The organism is Cupriavidus sp. 22TCCZM01-5 (assembly GCF_057798915.1).
Window position 1 is genome coordinate 15,419 of the sequence record NZ_JBYOJR010000005.1, and the last position, 14,668, is coordinate 30,086.

General features: G+C 67.7%; 12 protein-coding genes and 2 tRNA genes. 10 read left to right on the forward strand and 4 right to left on the reverse strand.

Annotated features, from left to right (window positions below; translation table 11 throughout):
• Positions 1-81: 81 nt before the first annotated feature.
• The 5 genes from AC3FNH_RS06410 to AC3FNH_RS06430 all read left to right on the forward strand — a co-directional run bounded on the left by AC3FNH_RS06410 (position 82) and on the right by AC3FNH_RS06430 (position 5,225).
• Entirely contained in the window at positions 82-1,674 is a 1,593-nt protein-coding gene (locus AC3FNH_RS06410) for an ABC transporter ATP-binding protein (RefSeq protein ID WP_488719427.1), read from the forward strand.
• Positions 1,664-2,755, forward strand: a complete 1,092-nt coding sequence (locus AC3FNH_RS06415; protein WP_488719428.1) for an ABC transporter permease — start codon at positions 1,664-1,666, stop codon at positions 2,753-2,755. Before AC3FNH_RS06410 ends, AC3FNH_RS06415 begins: the two co-directional genes overlap by 11 nt.
• Positions 2,752-3,717: an ABC transporter permease gene (locus AC3FNH_RS06420; RefSeq protein ID WP_488719601.1), complete on the forward strand. Its 966-nt coding sequence runs from the start codon at positions 2,752-2,754 to the stop codon at positions 3,715-3,717. The genes AC3FNH_RS06415 and AC3FNH_RS06420 overlap by 4 nt, the downstream gene beginning before the upstream one ends.
• A gap of 27 nt (positions 3,718-3,744) precedes the next feature.
• Entirely contained in the window at positions 3,745-5,043 is a 1,299-nt protein-coding gene (locus AC3FNH_RS06425; RefSeq protein ID WP_488719429.1) for an amidohydrolase family protein, read from the forward strand.
• A gap of 95 nt (positions 5,044-5,138) precedes the next feature.
• Positions 5,139-5,225, forward strand: a tRNA-Leu gene (locus AC3FNH_RS06430).
• A gap of 125 nt (positions 5,226-5,350) precedes the next feature.
• On the opposite strand, the gene AC3FNH_RS06435 is transcribed toward AC3FNH_RS06430, so the two are convergent.
• Positions 5,351-7,150, reverse strand: a complete 1,800-nt coding sequence (locus AC3FNH_RS06435; protein WP_488719430.1) for a GGDEF domain-containing protein — start codon at positions 7,148-7,150, stop codon at positions 5,351-5,353.
• Between the two features lie 382 nt (positions 7,151-7,532).
• Here AC3FNH_RS06435 and AC3FNH_RS06440 point away from each other — a divergent pair, with 382 nt between their 5' ends.
• The 4 genes from AC3FNH_RS06440 to AC3FNH_RS06455 all read left to right on the forward strand — a co-directional run bounded on the left by AC3FNH_RS06440 (position 7,533) and on the right by AC3FNH_RS06455 (position 9,487).
• Complete coding sequence (locus AC3FNH_RS06440) at positions 7,533-8,270, forward strand: hydrolase (RefSeq protein ID WP_488719431.1); 738 nt, start codon at positions 7,533-7,535, stop codon at positions 8,268-8,270.
• A gap of 63 nt (positions 8,271-8,333) precedes the next feature.
• A tRNA-Arg gene (locus AC3FNH_RS06445) sits at positions 8,334-8,410 on the forward strand.
• A gap of 205 nt (positions 8,411-8,615) precedes the next feature.
• Positions 8,616-9,188: a GNAT family N-acetyltransferase gene (locus tag AC3FNH_RS06450; protein ID WP_276101302.1), complete on the forward strand. Its 573-nt coding sequence runs from the start codon at positions 8,616-8,618 to the stop codon at positions 9,186-9,188.
• A gap of 44 nt (positions 9,189-9,232) precedes the next feature.
• Entirely contained in the window at positions 9,233-9,487 is a 255-nt protein-coding gene (locus AC3FNH_RS06455; protein WP_276101303.1) for an RNA-binding protein, read from the forward strand.
• Between the two features lie 41 nt (positions 9,488-9,528).
• On the opposite strand, the gene fghA is transcribed toward AC3FNH_RS06455, so the two are convergent.
• Together fghA and AC3FNH_RS06465 are read right to left on the reverse strand one after the other, a co-directional pair.
• The gene (gene fghA, locus AC3FNH_RS06460) at positions 9,529-10,371 is read right to left on the reverse strand and encodes an S-formylglutathione hydrolase (RefSeq protein ID WP_488719602.1); all 843 of its coding nucleotides are present in this window, start codon (positions 10,369-10,371) and stop codon (positions 9,529-9,531) included.
• A gap of 16 nt (positions 10,372-10,387) precedes the next feature.
• Positions 10,388-11,494, reverse strand: a complete 1,107-nt coding sequence (locus tag AC3FNH_RS06465; RefSeq protein ID WP_488719432.1) for an S-(hydroxymethyl)glutathione dehydrogenase/class III alcohol dehydrogenase — start codon at positions 11,492-11,494, stop codon at positions 10,388-10,390.
• A 253-nt stretch (positions 11,495-11,747) separates the two neighbouring features.
• On the opposite strand from AC3FNH_RS06465, the gene AC3FNH_RS06470 reads away from it, so the two are divergent.
• Positions 11,748-13,304: a methyl-accepting chemotaxis protein gene (locus AC3FNH_RS06470; RefSeq protein ID WP_488719433.1), complete on the forward strand. Its 1,557-nt coding sequence runs from the start codon at positions 11,748-11,750 to the stop codon at positions 13,302-13,304.
• Here the strand turns inward: AC3FNH_RS06470 and AC3FNH_RS06475 are convergent.
• Positions 13,301-14,668, reverse strand: coding sequence for an NTP/NDP exchange transporter (locus AC3FNH_RS06475; protein WP_488719434.1), 1,368 nt, complete (start codon positions 14,666-14,668; stop codon positions 13,301-13,303). The genes AC3FNH_RS06470 and AC3FNH_RS06475 overlap by 4 nt on opposite strands.

Consider the following 14,668-nt stretch of genomic DNA (forward strand, 5'->3'; position numbering starts at 1 on the left):
GTCCTGCGGCGATGCCAAGCGGATGGCCATGTCTGGCGGGCGGCCGCCAGACATCCCTTTTTTGTTCCCTTCCTGACATCCATGTTCCTGCCTGAATCGCCGCCGGTGCTGCGCATGGCCGGCATCACCAAGCGCTTTGGCGCGCTGCTGGCCAACGACGATATCTCGCTCCACCTGCGGCGTGGCGAGGTGCTCGCGCTGCTCGGCGAAAACGGCGCGGGCAAGAGCACCTTGGTGAATATCCTGTTCGGCCACTACGTGGCCGATGCCGGCAGTGTCGAGATCGACGGCGTGGCGTTGCCGCCCGGCAATCCGCGCGCGGCGCTGGCGGCCGGCATCGGCATGGTGCACCAGCATTTCACGCTGGCCGACAACTTGTCGGTGCTCGATAATATCCTGATAGGCACCGAACCGCTATGGCAACTGCAGCAACGCCGGCGCGCCGCGCGAGCGCGCGTGCAGGAGCTGTCGCACCGCTTTGGCCTGGCCGTGCAGCCGCACGCGCGGGTCGGTGCGCTTTCAGTGGGCGAGCGCCAGCGCGTGGAGATCATCAAGGCGCTGTATCGCGGTGCCCGCGTGCTGATCCTTGACGAGCCGACGGCCGTGCTGACGCCGCAGGAGGCCGACAGCCTCTTTGCCACGCTGGCCCAGTTGATTGGCGATGGCATGTCGGTCATCTTCATCAGCCACAAGCTCGACGAAGTGCTGCGCGTCTCGCACCGCGTGGCCGTGCTGCGCGGCGGCCGGCTTGTGGCCACGCGCGACGCCGCGGCCACGTCGCGTCCGGAACTGGCCGAGCTGATGGTCGGGCGTGTCGTGCAGATGCCGGCGCGCACGCGGTCCGCGCTGCGCAATGCGGCGGAGGTCCGCACCGAACTCGCGCGGGTCAGCGTGCCGGCATCGCCGGGGCGCGTCGCGCTGCAAGACGTATCGCTGTCGCTGCGCAGTGGGGAGATCGTCGGCATTGCCGGCGTGGCGGGCAATGGCCAGGTGACGCTGGCGGAGGTCATGAGCGGCATGCTCGCGCCTGCGTCGGGCACCGTGACGGTGGCGGGCCAGGTCATGCCGGCCGAGCCGCAACGCTGGATCGCGGCCGGCGTGGCGCGCGTGCCCGAGGATCGCCACGCGCAGGGGGCGGTCGGAGAACTCGCGGTGTGGGAGAACGCGATCGCGGAGCAGCTCGGCCAGCCGGCCTTCACGCGCGCGGGAGTGATCCTGCGCGGCGCCGCCAGGCGCTTCGCGCGGGATCTGGCTGCGCGCTTCGACGTGCGTGGCGGCGGCATCGATGTGCCCACGCGCACGCTGTCCGGCGGCAATATGCAGAAGCTGATCCTCGGGCGGGCGCTCTCGGTGGCCGGCGAGGGCGAGGCGCCGCGCGTGGTGGTGGCGAGCCAGCCGACGTGGGGCCTCGATATCGGCGCCGTGGCCTATGTCCACCGGCAGCTTCTGGACGCCGCCGACGCCGGGGCCGCGGTGCTGCTGATTTCCGAAGATCTGGACGAATTGATGACACTCGCTGACCGGATTGCGGTGATGCATCGCGGACGCCTGACCGAGGCACTCCCGGCGCAGGCCTGGACGTTGGCGACACTGGGCCTGGCCATGGCCGGCGCGGCGGCTGCCCCGGAAGGCGCCGCGGCCGCGGGCGGGACGGAGGTGTGCGATGCGGCTTGAAGCGCGGGCAACGGTGTCGCGCGTGGCACTGGTGGCGGCGCCGGTGGGCGCCGTGGCGGCCACGCTGGCGATCTGCGCGCTGCTGGTCGCCTGGGCGGATGCGCCGGTTGGGCGGGCCTACCTGACGCTGCTCGAAGGCGGCTTCGGTTCGCGCTTTGCCTGGTCGGAGACGCTGACGCGCGCTACGCCGCTGATGCTGACCGGGCTGGCCGTGGCCGTGGCGTTTCGCGCGCGGCTGTTCAATATCGGTGCCGAGGGCCAGCTCTATCTTGGCGCGCTGGCTGCGGTGGCCATTGGCGGGCAGGTGGATGGCGGCCCCGCGCCGTGGGCCGCGCAGCTTCCGGCCGGCGTGCTGTTCGCGCTGATGGTCGCGGCCGGGATGCTGGCCGGGGCGCTGCTGCTGCTCGGCCCCGCATGGCTCAAGCTGCGGCTCGGTGTCGATGAAGTGGTGACCACGCTGCTGCTGAATTTCATCGTGCTGTTGCTGGTCTCGATGATGCTCGACGGCCCGATGAAAGATCCGCTGGCAATGGGGTGGCCGCAGTCCGTAACGCTGCTGCCGGAACTGGAGCTGTCGCGCCTGATGGAACGTTCGCGCGTGCACAGCGGTCTGCTGGCGGCGTGCGCGCTGGCGCTGGCGGTGTGGGCGATGAACCGCTACACCGTGTTCGGCCTGCAGATGCGGGCGGTGGGTGCCAATGCGCGTGCCGCCGCATTCGCCGGCATGCCGGTGGGCCGTGTGACGCTGTTCGCGGCGTTGTTGTCGGGCGCGCTGGCGGGCCTGGCCGGCGTGGTGGAGGTGGCGGGGCGCACGAGCTATCTCACACTCGACATGTCGCCGGGCTACGGCTACGCGGGCGTGGTCATCGCCATGCTGGCCGGGCTCAACCCGCTCGGCGTGGTGGCAGCTTCGGTGTTCGTGGCCGGAGTCCTGGTCGGGGCCGATGGCATGAGCCGCGCGGTCGGGGTGCCCAACGCCATTGCCGACGTGATCGTGGCGGTGGCGCTGCTGGCCATGCTGGTCGCGACCATGCTGACGCGCTATCGCATCCGCCTGGACCGCGTGCGGGGAGTGGCCTGATGGACCTGCTCGACATCCTTGCCGCCGCGCCGTTCTGGGTCGCCGTCCTGCGCGTGGCCACGCCGCTGGTGTTCGGCACGCTGGGCGTGCTGCTGTGCGAACGGGCCGGTGTGCTGAACCTTGGCATCGAAGGGATCATGGTGGCCGGCGCGTTCTCCGGCTGGCTCGCGGTATACCACGGTGCGCCGCTGTGGGGAGGCGTGGCGGTGGCGGCAGGTGCGGGGCTGGTGTTCGGGCTGCTGCACGGCTGGCTGACCGTGACACTGGCGTTGTCACAGCACGTGGCAGGACTCGGTGTCACCATGCTGGCCACGAGCCTGTCCTATTACGCCTACCGGATCGGCTTTGCCTCGGTATCGTCGCCGCCGACCATCACGCCTTTCGCGCCGATGGGCTGGCTGGCGCAGGTGCCGGTCGCAGGGCCCTGGCTCGGTCCGGTGCTGGGCGCGCAGACAGCGCTGACGCTGCTGGCCTTGCTGCTCGCGCCGGTGATTGCGTGGCTGCTGTACCGCACGCCGCTCGGGCTTGCGGTGCGCATGGTGGGCGAAAACCCTGCGGCGGCCGAAGGGCAGGGCATCCGCGTGGGCGCCGTGCGCATCGGCGCGGTCATGGCAGGATCGGCGCTGATGGCGGTGGGCGGCGCGTTCCTGACGCTGTCGGCGTTCAATGCCTTCTTCTTCAACATGATCAACGGGCGCGGCTGGATCTGCGTGGCGCTGGTGGTGTTCGCGTCATGGCGGCCCGGCCGGGCGCTGCTGGGCGCGCTGCTGTTCGCCGCGTTCGATGCGCTGCAGCTGCGCCTGCAGCAGGGCGGCGCCAGCCTGCCGGGGCTGCCGCCGCTGCCCTACCAGCTTTACCTGATGCTGCCCTACGTGCTGTCGATCGTCGCGCTGATCCTGGTGGCTAGACGCGCCACCTATCCGCAGGCGCTGATGAAGCCGTACCGCCGGGGCGAGCGCTGACCTGAACCATCCGAGCCTGGAGCCACCATGCTGGAACTGATCCTGCGCCACTGCACGCTGCCCGACGGGCGCACTGGCATCGATATCGGTATCGACAACGGCCGCATTGTTGCGGTGAAACCCGCGCTCGCCGCGCAGGCGGCCAGCGAGATCGACGCGGCGGGGCAATTGGTGACGCCGCCGTTCGTCGACGCGCATTTCCATATGGATTCCACGCTGTCGTACGGGCTGCCGCGCGTGAACCAGTCCGGCACGCTGCTCGAAGGCATTGCGCTGTGGGGCGAACTGAAGCCGCTGCTGACGCAGGATGCGCTGGTCGAGCGCGCGCTGGCGTACTGCGACTGGGCCGTGGCCAGGGGGCTGCTGGCGATCCGCTCGCACGTGGATGTGTGCGACCCGCGCCTGCTTGCGGTGGAGGCGCTGTTGCACGTGCGCGAGCGCGTGCGTCCCTACCTCGACCTTCAGCTCGTCGCGTTCCCGCAGGACGGCGTGCTGCGCGCGCCGGGCGCGCTCGACAATCTTTGCCGCGCGCTGGATATGGGCGTGGAGGTGGTCGGCGGCATTCCGCATTTCGAGCGCACCATGGCGGACGGCGCGGCGTCTGTGCGCCTGCTGTGCGAACTCGCCGCCGGGCGGGGCCTGCGCGTCGACATGCATTGCGACGAGAGCGACGATCCGATGTCGCGCCATATCGAAACCCTGGCCAGCGAGACCGTGCGGCTGGGCCTGCACGGACGCGTCGCCGGCTCGCATCTCACCTCGATGCATTCGATGGACAACTACTACGTGTCCAAGCTTCTGCCGCTGATGCGCGAGGCCGGCGTGGCCGCAATCGCCAACCCGCTGATCAACATCACCTTGCAGGGCCGCCACGATACCTACCCGAAGCGGCGCGGCATGACGCGTGTGCCCGAATTGCTCGCGGCAGGCGTGCCGGTTGCGTTTGGGCATGACTGCGTGATGGACCCGTGGTACAGCCTGGGCAGCGGCGACATGCTCGAGGTGGCCCACATGGGCCTGCACGTCGGCCAGATGACCGGGCAGGACGCGATGCGCAGCTGCTTTGCGGCCGTGACATCCACGCCCGCGCAGATTCTTGGTCTCGAGGGCTACGGCCTTGCGCCGGGCTGTCGCGCGGACCTGGTACTGCTGCAGGCGCGCGATCCCGTCGAGGCCATCCGCTTGCGCGCCACGCGCCTGCTGGTATTGCGCGGGGGCAAGACCGTGGCCAGCATGCCGCCGGCCACGGCCGCGCTGCAGCTGCCGGGACGGCCGGCGCAGGTAGATTTCATGGCCAGGCGCGGGGAAGCCGTGCAGGGTCGCTGACGCGCAGAGATTTTTTGCGAAAGAGTGTTGACAAGGTTCATGCTGCCACGCATAATCTTGTTCTTCGCATCGCTGCAGAAATGCAGCGGAACGAAGCCCAGATGGCGGAATTGGTAGACGCACTAGGTTCAGGTCCTAGCGGTGGCAACACTGTGGAGGTTCGAGTCCTCTTCTGGGCACCAAATTCAGAAAAGGCCCGCAGCGATGCGGGCCTTTTTCCGTTTACGGTCACGACAATTACTGTCGCGACCTTGCCCGAGGCAACGGCTTGGGGCGGGCACCGCGCCGAACGGCGCGGCGTGCCGGTTCAATCGTCGACGGTCTCGGCGGGTTGATCGGCGCGCCGCACGCAATTGCGGCCGTCGGTCTTGGCGCGGTACATCGCGGCGTCGGCCTCGGCAAACAAGCGCGGCCAGTGGATCGCGCCGATGCGACCGGTCGCCACGCCAAAACTGGCGGTCACGGGCAGCCGGTTGCCGTCGGCCAGGCGGATGGGCTCGGCGCAGATCGCCGTGCGCAATGCCTGCGCGATGGACGCGGCTTCGTCGGTGCCGGCGCCCGGCACGAGCACCGCGAATTCCTCGCCGCCAAAGCGGGCCAGCGCGTATCCGGGATTCACCAGGTCGCGCATCAGGTCAGCCACCACGCGCAGCACCTCGTCGCCGGCGGGGTGTCCATGCCGGTCGTTGATCTGCTTGAACCGATCGACGTCCATCAGGATCAGGCTCACGGTCGCGGGTCCGTCCGGATTGGCGGGTTGCGCGGCAATATGCTCCAGCGCGCGCCGGTTCAGCAGTCCGGTCAGGCTGTCGGTACGGGCCTGGTGCTCGAGCTGCTCGGTGAGCGTTGCGCGCTCGCGCAGCTTGCGGCGCAGGATATCGAGCGCATCGAACAGGCGCCGCATCTCGCGGCTGGTTGCCGGCATGGCGAAGCCCGGGCGGCTGCGTCCCTCGGCCAGGGCGATGACGGCATCGCGCGCGTGCAGCAACGGCAGGAATACCGAGCGCTGCGCGAACACCAGCAGGTAGCCGAGCACCAGCAGAATCAGCGCCGTGGCGCCGCCGGCGATTGCGAGCACGTGCAATGCGCGTTTGCGGTCGGCCTCGAAATGCGCGATGACCTCATCGAGGAATGCGCTGCGCAGTCGTTCCAGCGGCTCCAGTGTGGGCACATAGCGGTTGGTGAACTCCGTCGGCGTCATCGAGTAGCGCCCCGACTGGCGGCCTTGCATCACCATGCTGTCGACCATGGCCAACCCGTGGCCAAAGAACTGGTAGCTCGCGTCGGCGTACGCCTGCTGGAGCTGCGGGGTTTCGCCGTACATGTTGTAGGCGGGTCCGGCCAGTTCCCACAGTTCCACCAGGCGACCGCGCGAGCGTGATGTATCGGCAAGGGTGCGGATCGGGATCGGCTGGTGCGCGGCAACCGGCGCCATGATCTGCGAGGCCGCGCGCCCGCCGTACTCGCGCAGGTCGCCGAGCATCTTGCCGGTGAGTGCAGGCGCCGAGAGGCCGGGGTGGCATGCCGACAACTGCCGTACCTGCCAGCCGACCAGCGGCTGCAAGGCATCCACGGCTTCGAACATGGCTTCGATGGCGTGCTGGAGTTCATCCATCTGCCGGTCTTCGCGCTGGCGGCTTGCGAGCGCATCGATGTCCGCGCGCGCCCGGCGCAGCCGCTCGCGCACGCGCTCCACCATCAATGGCGGCTTAGAGTGCTGGTGCAGGCCGGCTGGCGCGGGTGGCGGCGCCAGCAGCCGCGAGAGCGCGGCGTCGCTGCGCGCGCGGAATTCGCGCAGCCTCTCCCGCGCTGCGCTTCTTTCGGCCGGCGCCTCTCCCAGCACACTGTTGGCGGGGCCGCGTTCGGCCGACAGCACATTGGCCGCGTCCAGCAGGACACGGTATTCCCAGATGTCATACAGGTTCTGCCGCGCCGCGGCGAAATCGCCATACGCGCGGGCCATCACCAGGGCAGCCAGGCCAACCGTACACAGCGCGGCCACCGCGGTGGCGGCCGACAGCTTGCGCTTCAGGCTCCGGCTTCGGCCTGCTGCCGGATTGCTGGCGTGGGTATTGCCGACCGGGCGAAGTCTTCGCCAGAACGCCATGGTTGTCTCCTCCCGCGCCGCTTCGGCCAGGACAGGCATAGGAAATCGTTGAATTTCGACATTATTGATGAAAACCACCAGGGCCCCGGGCAAAGCCGACGCCATTGCTCCACTAAACGGGACGTCACCGCGACTGTCCGGAACGCTGGCTCAGCGGCTGCGTGGCAACAGACATTCGCCGCTTACCAGTTGGCGGGCATTTGACCTATGCTCAAACAAATCGGGCAAGCGTTGATAACGTCCGAAGGTGGTTGCCATGACTGTGGTCTTGTCATCATCGAGAGAGAGGGAGGCCGGGGTGTACCCCGTGTGTCACGACGACTGTGCCGCGACACAGCATGGGGCGCGCCACCATCCCCTGCAATGCTGTTGCGTGCTGGCCATGCTGGTGTGTTCCGTGGCCAGGGCGGACGAGGGTGCTCCGGGCACGGATTCCATCCTCGGCTGGCAACATGTGCAGGCGAGCGACCTTGGCGGGATGACTGCCGGTGCGGCCTCCGCTGGCCGAGGTTCTGTCTCCTCCGTCGAACACAGTGCGCCGCCACCCGGTTATTCCCCCCGCATCGAGGTATCGACAGGTGCGGGGCCTGATGACGACGCACCTGGCCTCGCGGACATCGACCGCGATACCGAACGCCTGCGCTACGGCCCGAGGCGGATCCTGGTTCATGTCGACGATATCACCACCGCCAGCGGATTCGTGGACAGCCGCGTGCGCACCATGGCGGTGGCACTCGATGCGGTCGTGCCCCATGCCGGCGGCCTGACCATTCAACCTCGCGTGCAACTTGCCTATCAGCCGGGCAATGCCGCCACGGGGACACAGGCGCCCGACATGCTGGGCGATTCCAGTGCGACGGGTTTCGGCGTGCGCCTGTATGGCGCCCAGCCAACCCGGCTTGCGGGCGTCTACCCGTTTGTCGAAGCCGACTGGTGGCAGGACAGCCGCAAGCAGACCATCAACATCAACGGAACCAAGATCGACACGGACCTGCTGCGCGGACTGTTCTCGTTCAATATCGGCGCACATGGCAATACCGCGTCCGGCGTCAAGTTGTGGTTCAAGGTCAAGGCGGGACACAATGCAGGGGGCACTGTCGGCGCGCGTTATCGCTGGTAGCAAAGTTTTTTCCGGAAGGGGCTTGCACAAAAGCCAAAGTGCGATACAATCTATGTCTCGCGTGCGGCTGTAGCTCAGTTGGATAGAGTACTTGGCTACGAACCAAGGGGTCGTGGGTTCGAATCCTGCCAGCCGCGCCACCTATGCAGAAAGAAAAGGGCTTCCGGAAACGGAAGCCCTTTTTCATTCCGTCATTCCGGCGTTGTCATCACGCTCGAATCAATCCCGTTCATACGCGACCGTGGCGCATGCGCCCTGCACGGCGCGTCATTTGGCACTACAGTGAATGAGCTTCGGCGATTCAGCCGGGTTTCCTGTTCATCCCGTGACGCAAACCGTGCTCAGATGCCCGCACCCATACCATTGCCGTTTACGCCAACCCGCCTGACCTTGCGGGATGGCCGCCAGATCCTGCTGCGCGAAATCTGTGAGCAGGACCGCGCCGGATTGCTTGCCGCGTTTGCCCGGTTGTCGGACGACGCCCGCTACACGCGCTTCATGGCCCCCATGCGGGAACTGCCGGAAGCCATGGTGGAACAGGCCACGCACCCGCAACCAGACCATGAATGCGCGCTCGTCGCCATCAGCGAGGCCGAGGGCAAGGACCGCGGCGGCAGGCTGGTGGGCGGCGCGCGGTTCGTGGCGGCGCCTGGCAGCGATGTCTGCGAGTTCGCCATCACGCTCGATGATGACTGGCATGGCGCAGGCCTGGCGCGCATGCTGATGTCGGCGCTGATCGACACGGCGCGTGCGCGGGGCTATGCGCGCATGGAGGGATTCGTGCTGGCCATGAATACTCCCATGCGTCGCCTGGCGCGTCGCCTTGGTTTTTCCGACGTTGCCTGCCCCGACGATGCGACCGTGCGCATCGTCACATTGCCGCTTGGCACACAGGGCGATGTCGACTGCGCCCGATGAAACGCAGGGAATGACGGCGACGTGGCGAACGGAGGGAGGCCACCATGTCTGTACTGCTGCTCGGCAATATCGAGCCCGGCACGACCGATGACGAGATCCGCGAGTTCCTGGTGAAGTACGGCTTGCCGGAATTCGACGCTGCCGAGCATGTGCCCGGCGATGGCAGCAATCCGGCGGTCATGCTGACCTTCAGCGCGCTGGACCCGGCGACGCTGCGCAAGCTGCTCACGCGCATCCACGGCATGTTCTGGAAGCGCCGCCGCCTCAGCGCGCTGGTCATGACCGAACGCTATATCTGAGCGATGCGCGGCGCGAGCCGCGCATCGTCATCGCCGCGTCGTCAGAGTTGTCCGGCGTGATGCCGGATATGGTCCGCTACGAAGGTGCTGATGAAGTAGTAGCCATGATCGTAGCCGGCATGCCGGCGCAGCGTCAGCGGCTGGCCTGCCGCGACGCAGGCGGCCTCGAACGCTTCGGGATGGAGCTGGTTCGGCAGGAACTGGTCCGCCAGCCCCTGGTCGACGAGGATGCCGGCCGGGAAGGGCGCCGCGGTTTGGGCGGCCATCAGCGCGCTGGCATCATGCCCGGCCCAGCGGCTGCGGTCCGTCCCCAGATAGCCGGTGAAGGCCTTCTCGCCCCACGGACACTGCATCGGCGCGGCGATGGGCGCGAACGCCGACACCGAGCGGAAGCGCTGCGGATGCCGCTGTGCCAGCACCAGCGCGCCGTGTCCGCCCATCGAGTGCCCGAAGATGCCGACCCGGTCCGGGTCGACCGGCAACTCGCGGCTCACCAGGTTGAACAGTTCCTGCGTGACGTAGCTTTCCATGCGCCAGTGCGTGTTCCACGGCGCCTCGGTTGCATCGACATAGAAGCCCGCGCCAACCCCGAAGTCCCATGTATCCGCCTCGCCCGGCACGCCTGCGCCGCGCGGGCTGGTGTCGGGTGCGACCAGCACCAGGCCGTGCTCGGCGGCAAAGCGCTGCGCGCCGGCCTTGATCATGAAGGTTTCCTCGGTGCAGGTCAGCCCGGCCAGGTAGAACAGGGCCGGCAGCTTGCCGCCGGCCCGCGCTTGCGGCGGCAGGTACACCGAGAAACGCATCGGCAGGCCGATGGCGGCTGATGCGTGCCGGTAGAAGCGCTGCACGCCGCCATGGCACCCGTGTTCTGACAGCAGTTCCAGGGTCACGGCGCGCTCCTCAGTACAGCACCACGGAACGGATCGACTCGCCGCGCTTCATCAGGTCGAAGCCTTCGTTGATGCGCTCCAGCGGCAACGTGTGCGTGATCAGGTCGTCGATATTGAGCTTGCCGTCCATGTACCAGTCGACGATCTTCGGCACGTCGGTGCGGCCGCGCGCGCCGCCGAAGGCCGAGCCCTTCCATTCGCGCCCGGTCACGAGCTGGAACGGGCGCGTGGAGATTTCCGCGCCGGCCTCGGCCACGCCGATGATGATCGACTTGCCCCAGCCCTTGTGGCAGCACTCCAGCGCCTGGCGCATGATCTGCGTGTTGCCGATGCACTCGAACGAGTAGTCCGCGCCGCCGTCGGTGAGCTGGATGATGTGGTCGACGACATTGCCCACGTCCTTGGGGTTGACGAAATCCGTCATGCCGAACTTGCGCGCCATGGCTTCGCGCGCGGGGTTGATGTCCACGCCGATGATCTTGTCCGCGCCCACCATCTTCGCGCCCTGGATCACGTTCAGGCCGATGCCGCCCAGGCCGAACACCACCACGTTGGCACCGGCTTCCACCTTGGCGGTGAAGATGACCGCGCCCACGCCGGTGGTCACGCCGCAGCCGATATAGCAGACCTTGTCGAACGGCGCGTCGGGACGGATCTTCGCCAGCGCGATCTCCGGCACCACGATGTGGTTGGCGAAGGTCGACGTACCCATGTAGTGGAAGATCGGCTTGCCGTCGATCGAGAAGCGCGAGGTGCCGTCCGGCATCAGGCCCTTGCCCTGCGTCGCGCGGATGGCCTGGCACAGGTTGGTCTTGCGCGACAGGCAGAACTTGCACTGGCGGCATTCGGGCGTGTACAGCGGGATCACGTGGTCGCCGGGTTTTAGCGAGGTCACGCCCGGGCCGACGTCGGTGACGATGCCCGCGCCCTCGTGGCCCAGGATCGCCGGGAAGATGCCTTCCGGATCGGCGCCTGACAACGTGTAGTAGTCGGTGTGGCAGATGCCGGTGGCCTTGATTTCCACCAGCACTTCACCGGCGCGCGGGCCTTCCAGGTCCACGTCTTCGATGGTCAGCGGGGCGCCGGCTTTCCAGGCGATGGCGGCTTTGGTCTTCATAGGATCCTCCGGGGGAAAGGGGAACAGACGGCCTGCGTGGGCCAAAGGCATGACTATACGGCCTTGCGGGGAGACACAGGCATCACTTCTTCGACGCGCGTGGCCGCTGATCGGACGCATTGCATCGCGTACCCCTCGAAAGTGGGGTGAGCAATGGTTGGTTTGTTCCGTTGCTTGCAGGCTGGAGCCATTGGCGTTCAGGGTTTGCATCCCGTCCCAATGGCTCGTTCGTCGTCCCCACATCGTAAATGGAATGAAGACTCTGACCCTCAACCAACGGCTCTGGATCCCCTTTGGCCTGATCTGGATCGCCATGCTCGGCATCTGCACGTACGAGGCGTTCGTCACGCGCGCGGAGATGTTCGCCGGACGCCAACGCGAGATGCAGAGCGTCGCCGAGGCCTCGGTCAGCCTGATCGCGGCCATCGAGAAAGACGCCGCGAGCCAGGGTATGTCCGTTGAAGAGGCGCAGAAGCTGGCCAAGGATCGCCTGCGCCCGCTGCGCTTCGGCACGGACGGCTACGTCTCGATCACGGATTTCTCGGGCCGCTCGCTGATGCACCCGTTCAAGCCCGAGAACGAGGGCAAGAACCTGACCGCGATGAAGGATCCGAACGGCGTGGCCATCTACGTGGAAATCGCGAAGATCGCGAGCGGCCAGGGTGCGGGCTTTCTGAACTACATGTGGCCGAAGCCGGGCGCGAGCGAGCCGCTGCCCAAGGTCAGTTATATCAAGGCCTTCAAGACGTGGGAGTGGGCTGTCACCACCGGCGCCTACGTCGATGACATCGAGGCTGCATTCCGTCAGGCGCTGATCCACTCCATCCTGATGCTGGTGATCCTGGGCGGCGCAGCGACCCTGCTGGCCGCGTGGCTGCTGCGCGGCGTGCGCCGCGACCTCGGAGGCGAGCCGGCCTATGCCGCGTCGATTGCCAACAGCATCGCGGACGGCGACTTCACGCGCGAGATCGAGCTGCGTCACGGTGACACGGCGAGCCTGCTCTTCGCGATGCAGCGCATGCAGGGCAAGCTGGCCGGCACGGTGAGCGGCATCCGCGCCTCCGTCGAATCGGTGGCCACGGCCACCGCGCAGATTGCCGCGGGCAATTCGGACCTGTCGTCGCGTACCGAGCAGCAGGCGGCCTCGCTGCAAGAGACCGCCGCAAGCATGGAAGAGCTGACGACCACCGTGCAACACAATGCCGACAGCGCGCGCCAGGCGAGCGGACTGGCCGACAATGCGTCGGAGATCGCCAATCGCGGCGGCGAGGTGATGGAGCAGGTCATCACCACCATGACGCAGATTGCGGACAGCTCCGGGCAGATCGCCGACATCATCGGCGTGATCGAGGGCATTGCGTTCCAGACCAATATCCTGGCGCTCAATGCCGCGGTGGAAGCGGCGCGCGCGGGCGAGCAGGGGCGCGGCTTTGCCGTGGTGGCGGGAGAGGTGCGCAGCCTTGCGCAACGCTCGGCCGGGGCCGCCAAGGAAATCCGCACGCTGATCGGCACCTCGGTCGATCGCGTGCGCAGCGGTTCGGACCTGGTCACGCGCGCGGGCGCGACCATGACGGAGATCACGCAATCGATCCGCCGCGTGACGGACATCATGGGCGAGATTGCGGCGGCGTCCGTGGAGCAACGCACGGGCATCGAGCAGGTCAACCAGTCGGTGGCGCAGATGGACCAGGTGACGCAGCAAAATGCCGCGCTGGTCGAGGAAGCCTCCGCGGCGGCCCATTCGCTGGAAGAACAGGCGGCGGCACTGCGGCAGGCCGTCGCTGCGTTCCGGATTGCGCAGGCACACTAACGCGCTTGCGTCGCCGATGACGGCGCGGTGTTACGCGCCGAGGCGGGGGCCGGCTGCGCGAGCTGGAGTTCATGCCGGCGCCCCAGCCACCACCCCAGGAAGGCCCACAGCAGGGCCAGCGCGGCGCCGGTCAGCGCCACGGTGGCGGCATGGCCCGAAATCGCGTCGATAGCCGTCTTGACCCACGCGCTTACCGCGTCGCCGGCGCGGTACACCGCGGTATCGATAACGTTCTTGGCCTTGTACTTGGTTTCGGGGTCGACCACGGTGAACAGCATCTCCCGTCCCGGGCGCAGCAGCGCGTACTCGCCCACGCGGCGCAGGATCATCACGCTCGCGAGCACGCTGAAGGTCGGGAACATCGCCAGCAGCAGGAAGCCGGCGACCACCGCGAGCGGCACCATGGTCAGCAGCGCGGAAACCCCATAGCGGCGCGCCACGCGCCCCGAGAAGAACAACTGGATGATGATCGTCAGCGCCTGCACGGCGGCGTCGAGCGCACTGAATACCTGCGTCTGCCGCGCGCGCTCCGGAAACGCCTCCGCCACCAGGCGGGCCTGCTCGAAATACAGGAAGGTGCTTGCCGTGGCCAGCAGGATGACGAACAGGCTGATGCCCAGCAGGTACCGCGACCGCATCACCAGCGACAGGCCGGCCCACAGTCCGCCGCCGACGGGATGGGCCGGATCTGCGGCCACGGCGTCGCCAGGCTTCACAACGCCGGCGCCGGCGCGGCGGCGCCAGCCGAACAGCCAGCCCACGCCGGGCAGCGTGGCGGCCAGCAGGGCCGCGGATAGCAGCATCAGGCCGGTCAGTCCGGTATGCGATACCAGCCAGCCGCCCATCACCGGGCCGGCCAGCCCGCCCGCGCTGGCGCCGGCCGCCAGCATCGCGAACAGCCGCCGGGCCTGCTCGGGGCGGAACACATCGGCCATCAGGCTCCATGCCACGGACACCACGAACAGGTTGAAGACCGAGAGCCAGACATAGAACACGCGTGCCAGCCAGACATTGTCCGGCACCGCATGCGTGGCCAGGGCAAAGCCGACCAGATTGGCGATGAAAAACGCGTAGACCCATGGCACGAAGCGCCGGCGCGGCAAACGCGCGCAGCACGCGCCATAGAGCGGAATCGCGGCCAGCATGACGACGAAGGTGGCCGTGAACAGCCATTGCAGGTTCTTCACGCCGCCGGCAATGCCCATGGTCTCGCGCACCGGGCGCAGCATGAAGTAGCTGGCGAACAGGCAGAAGAAGAACAGGAAGCCCGCGACAACGGCGCCCGTTTCGCCGGGGTGGATGCCCAAGCCATGGCGCAGCCGGGCAAGCGGGCCAGTGCGGGGCTGGGGCGGATGCTTGTCCAT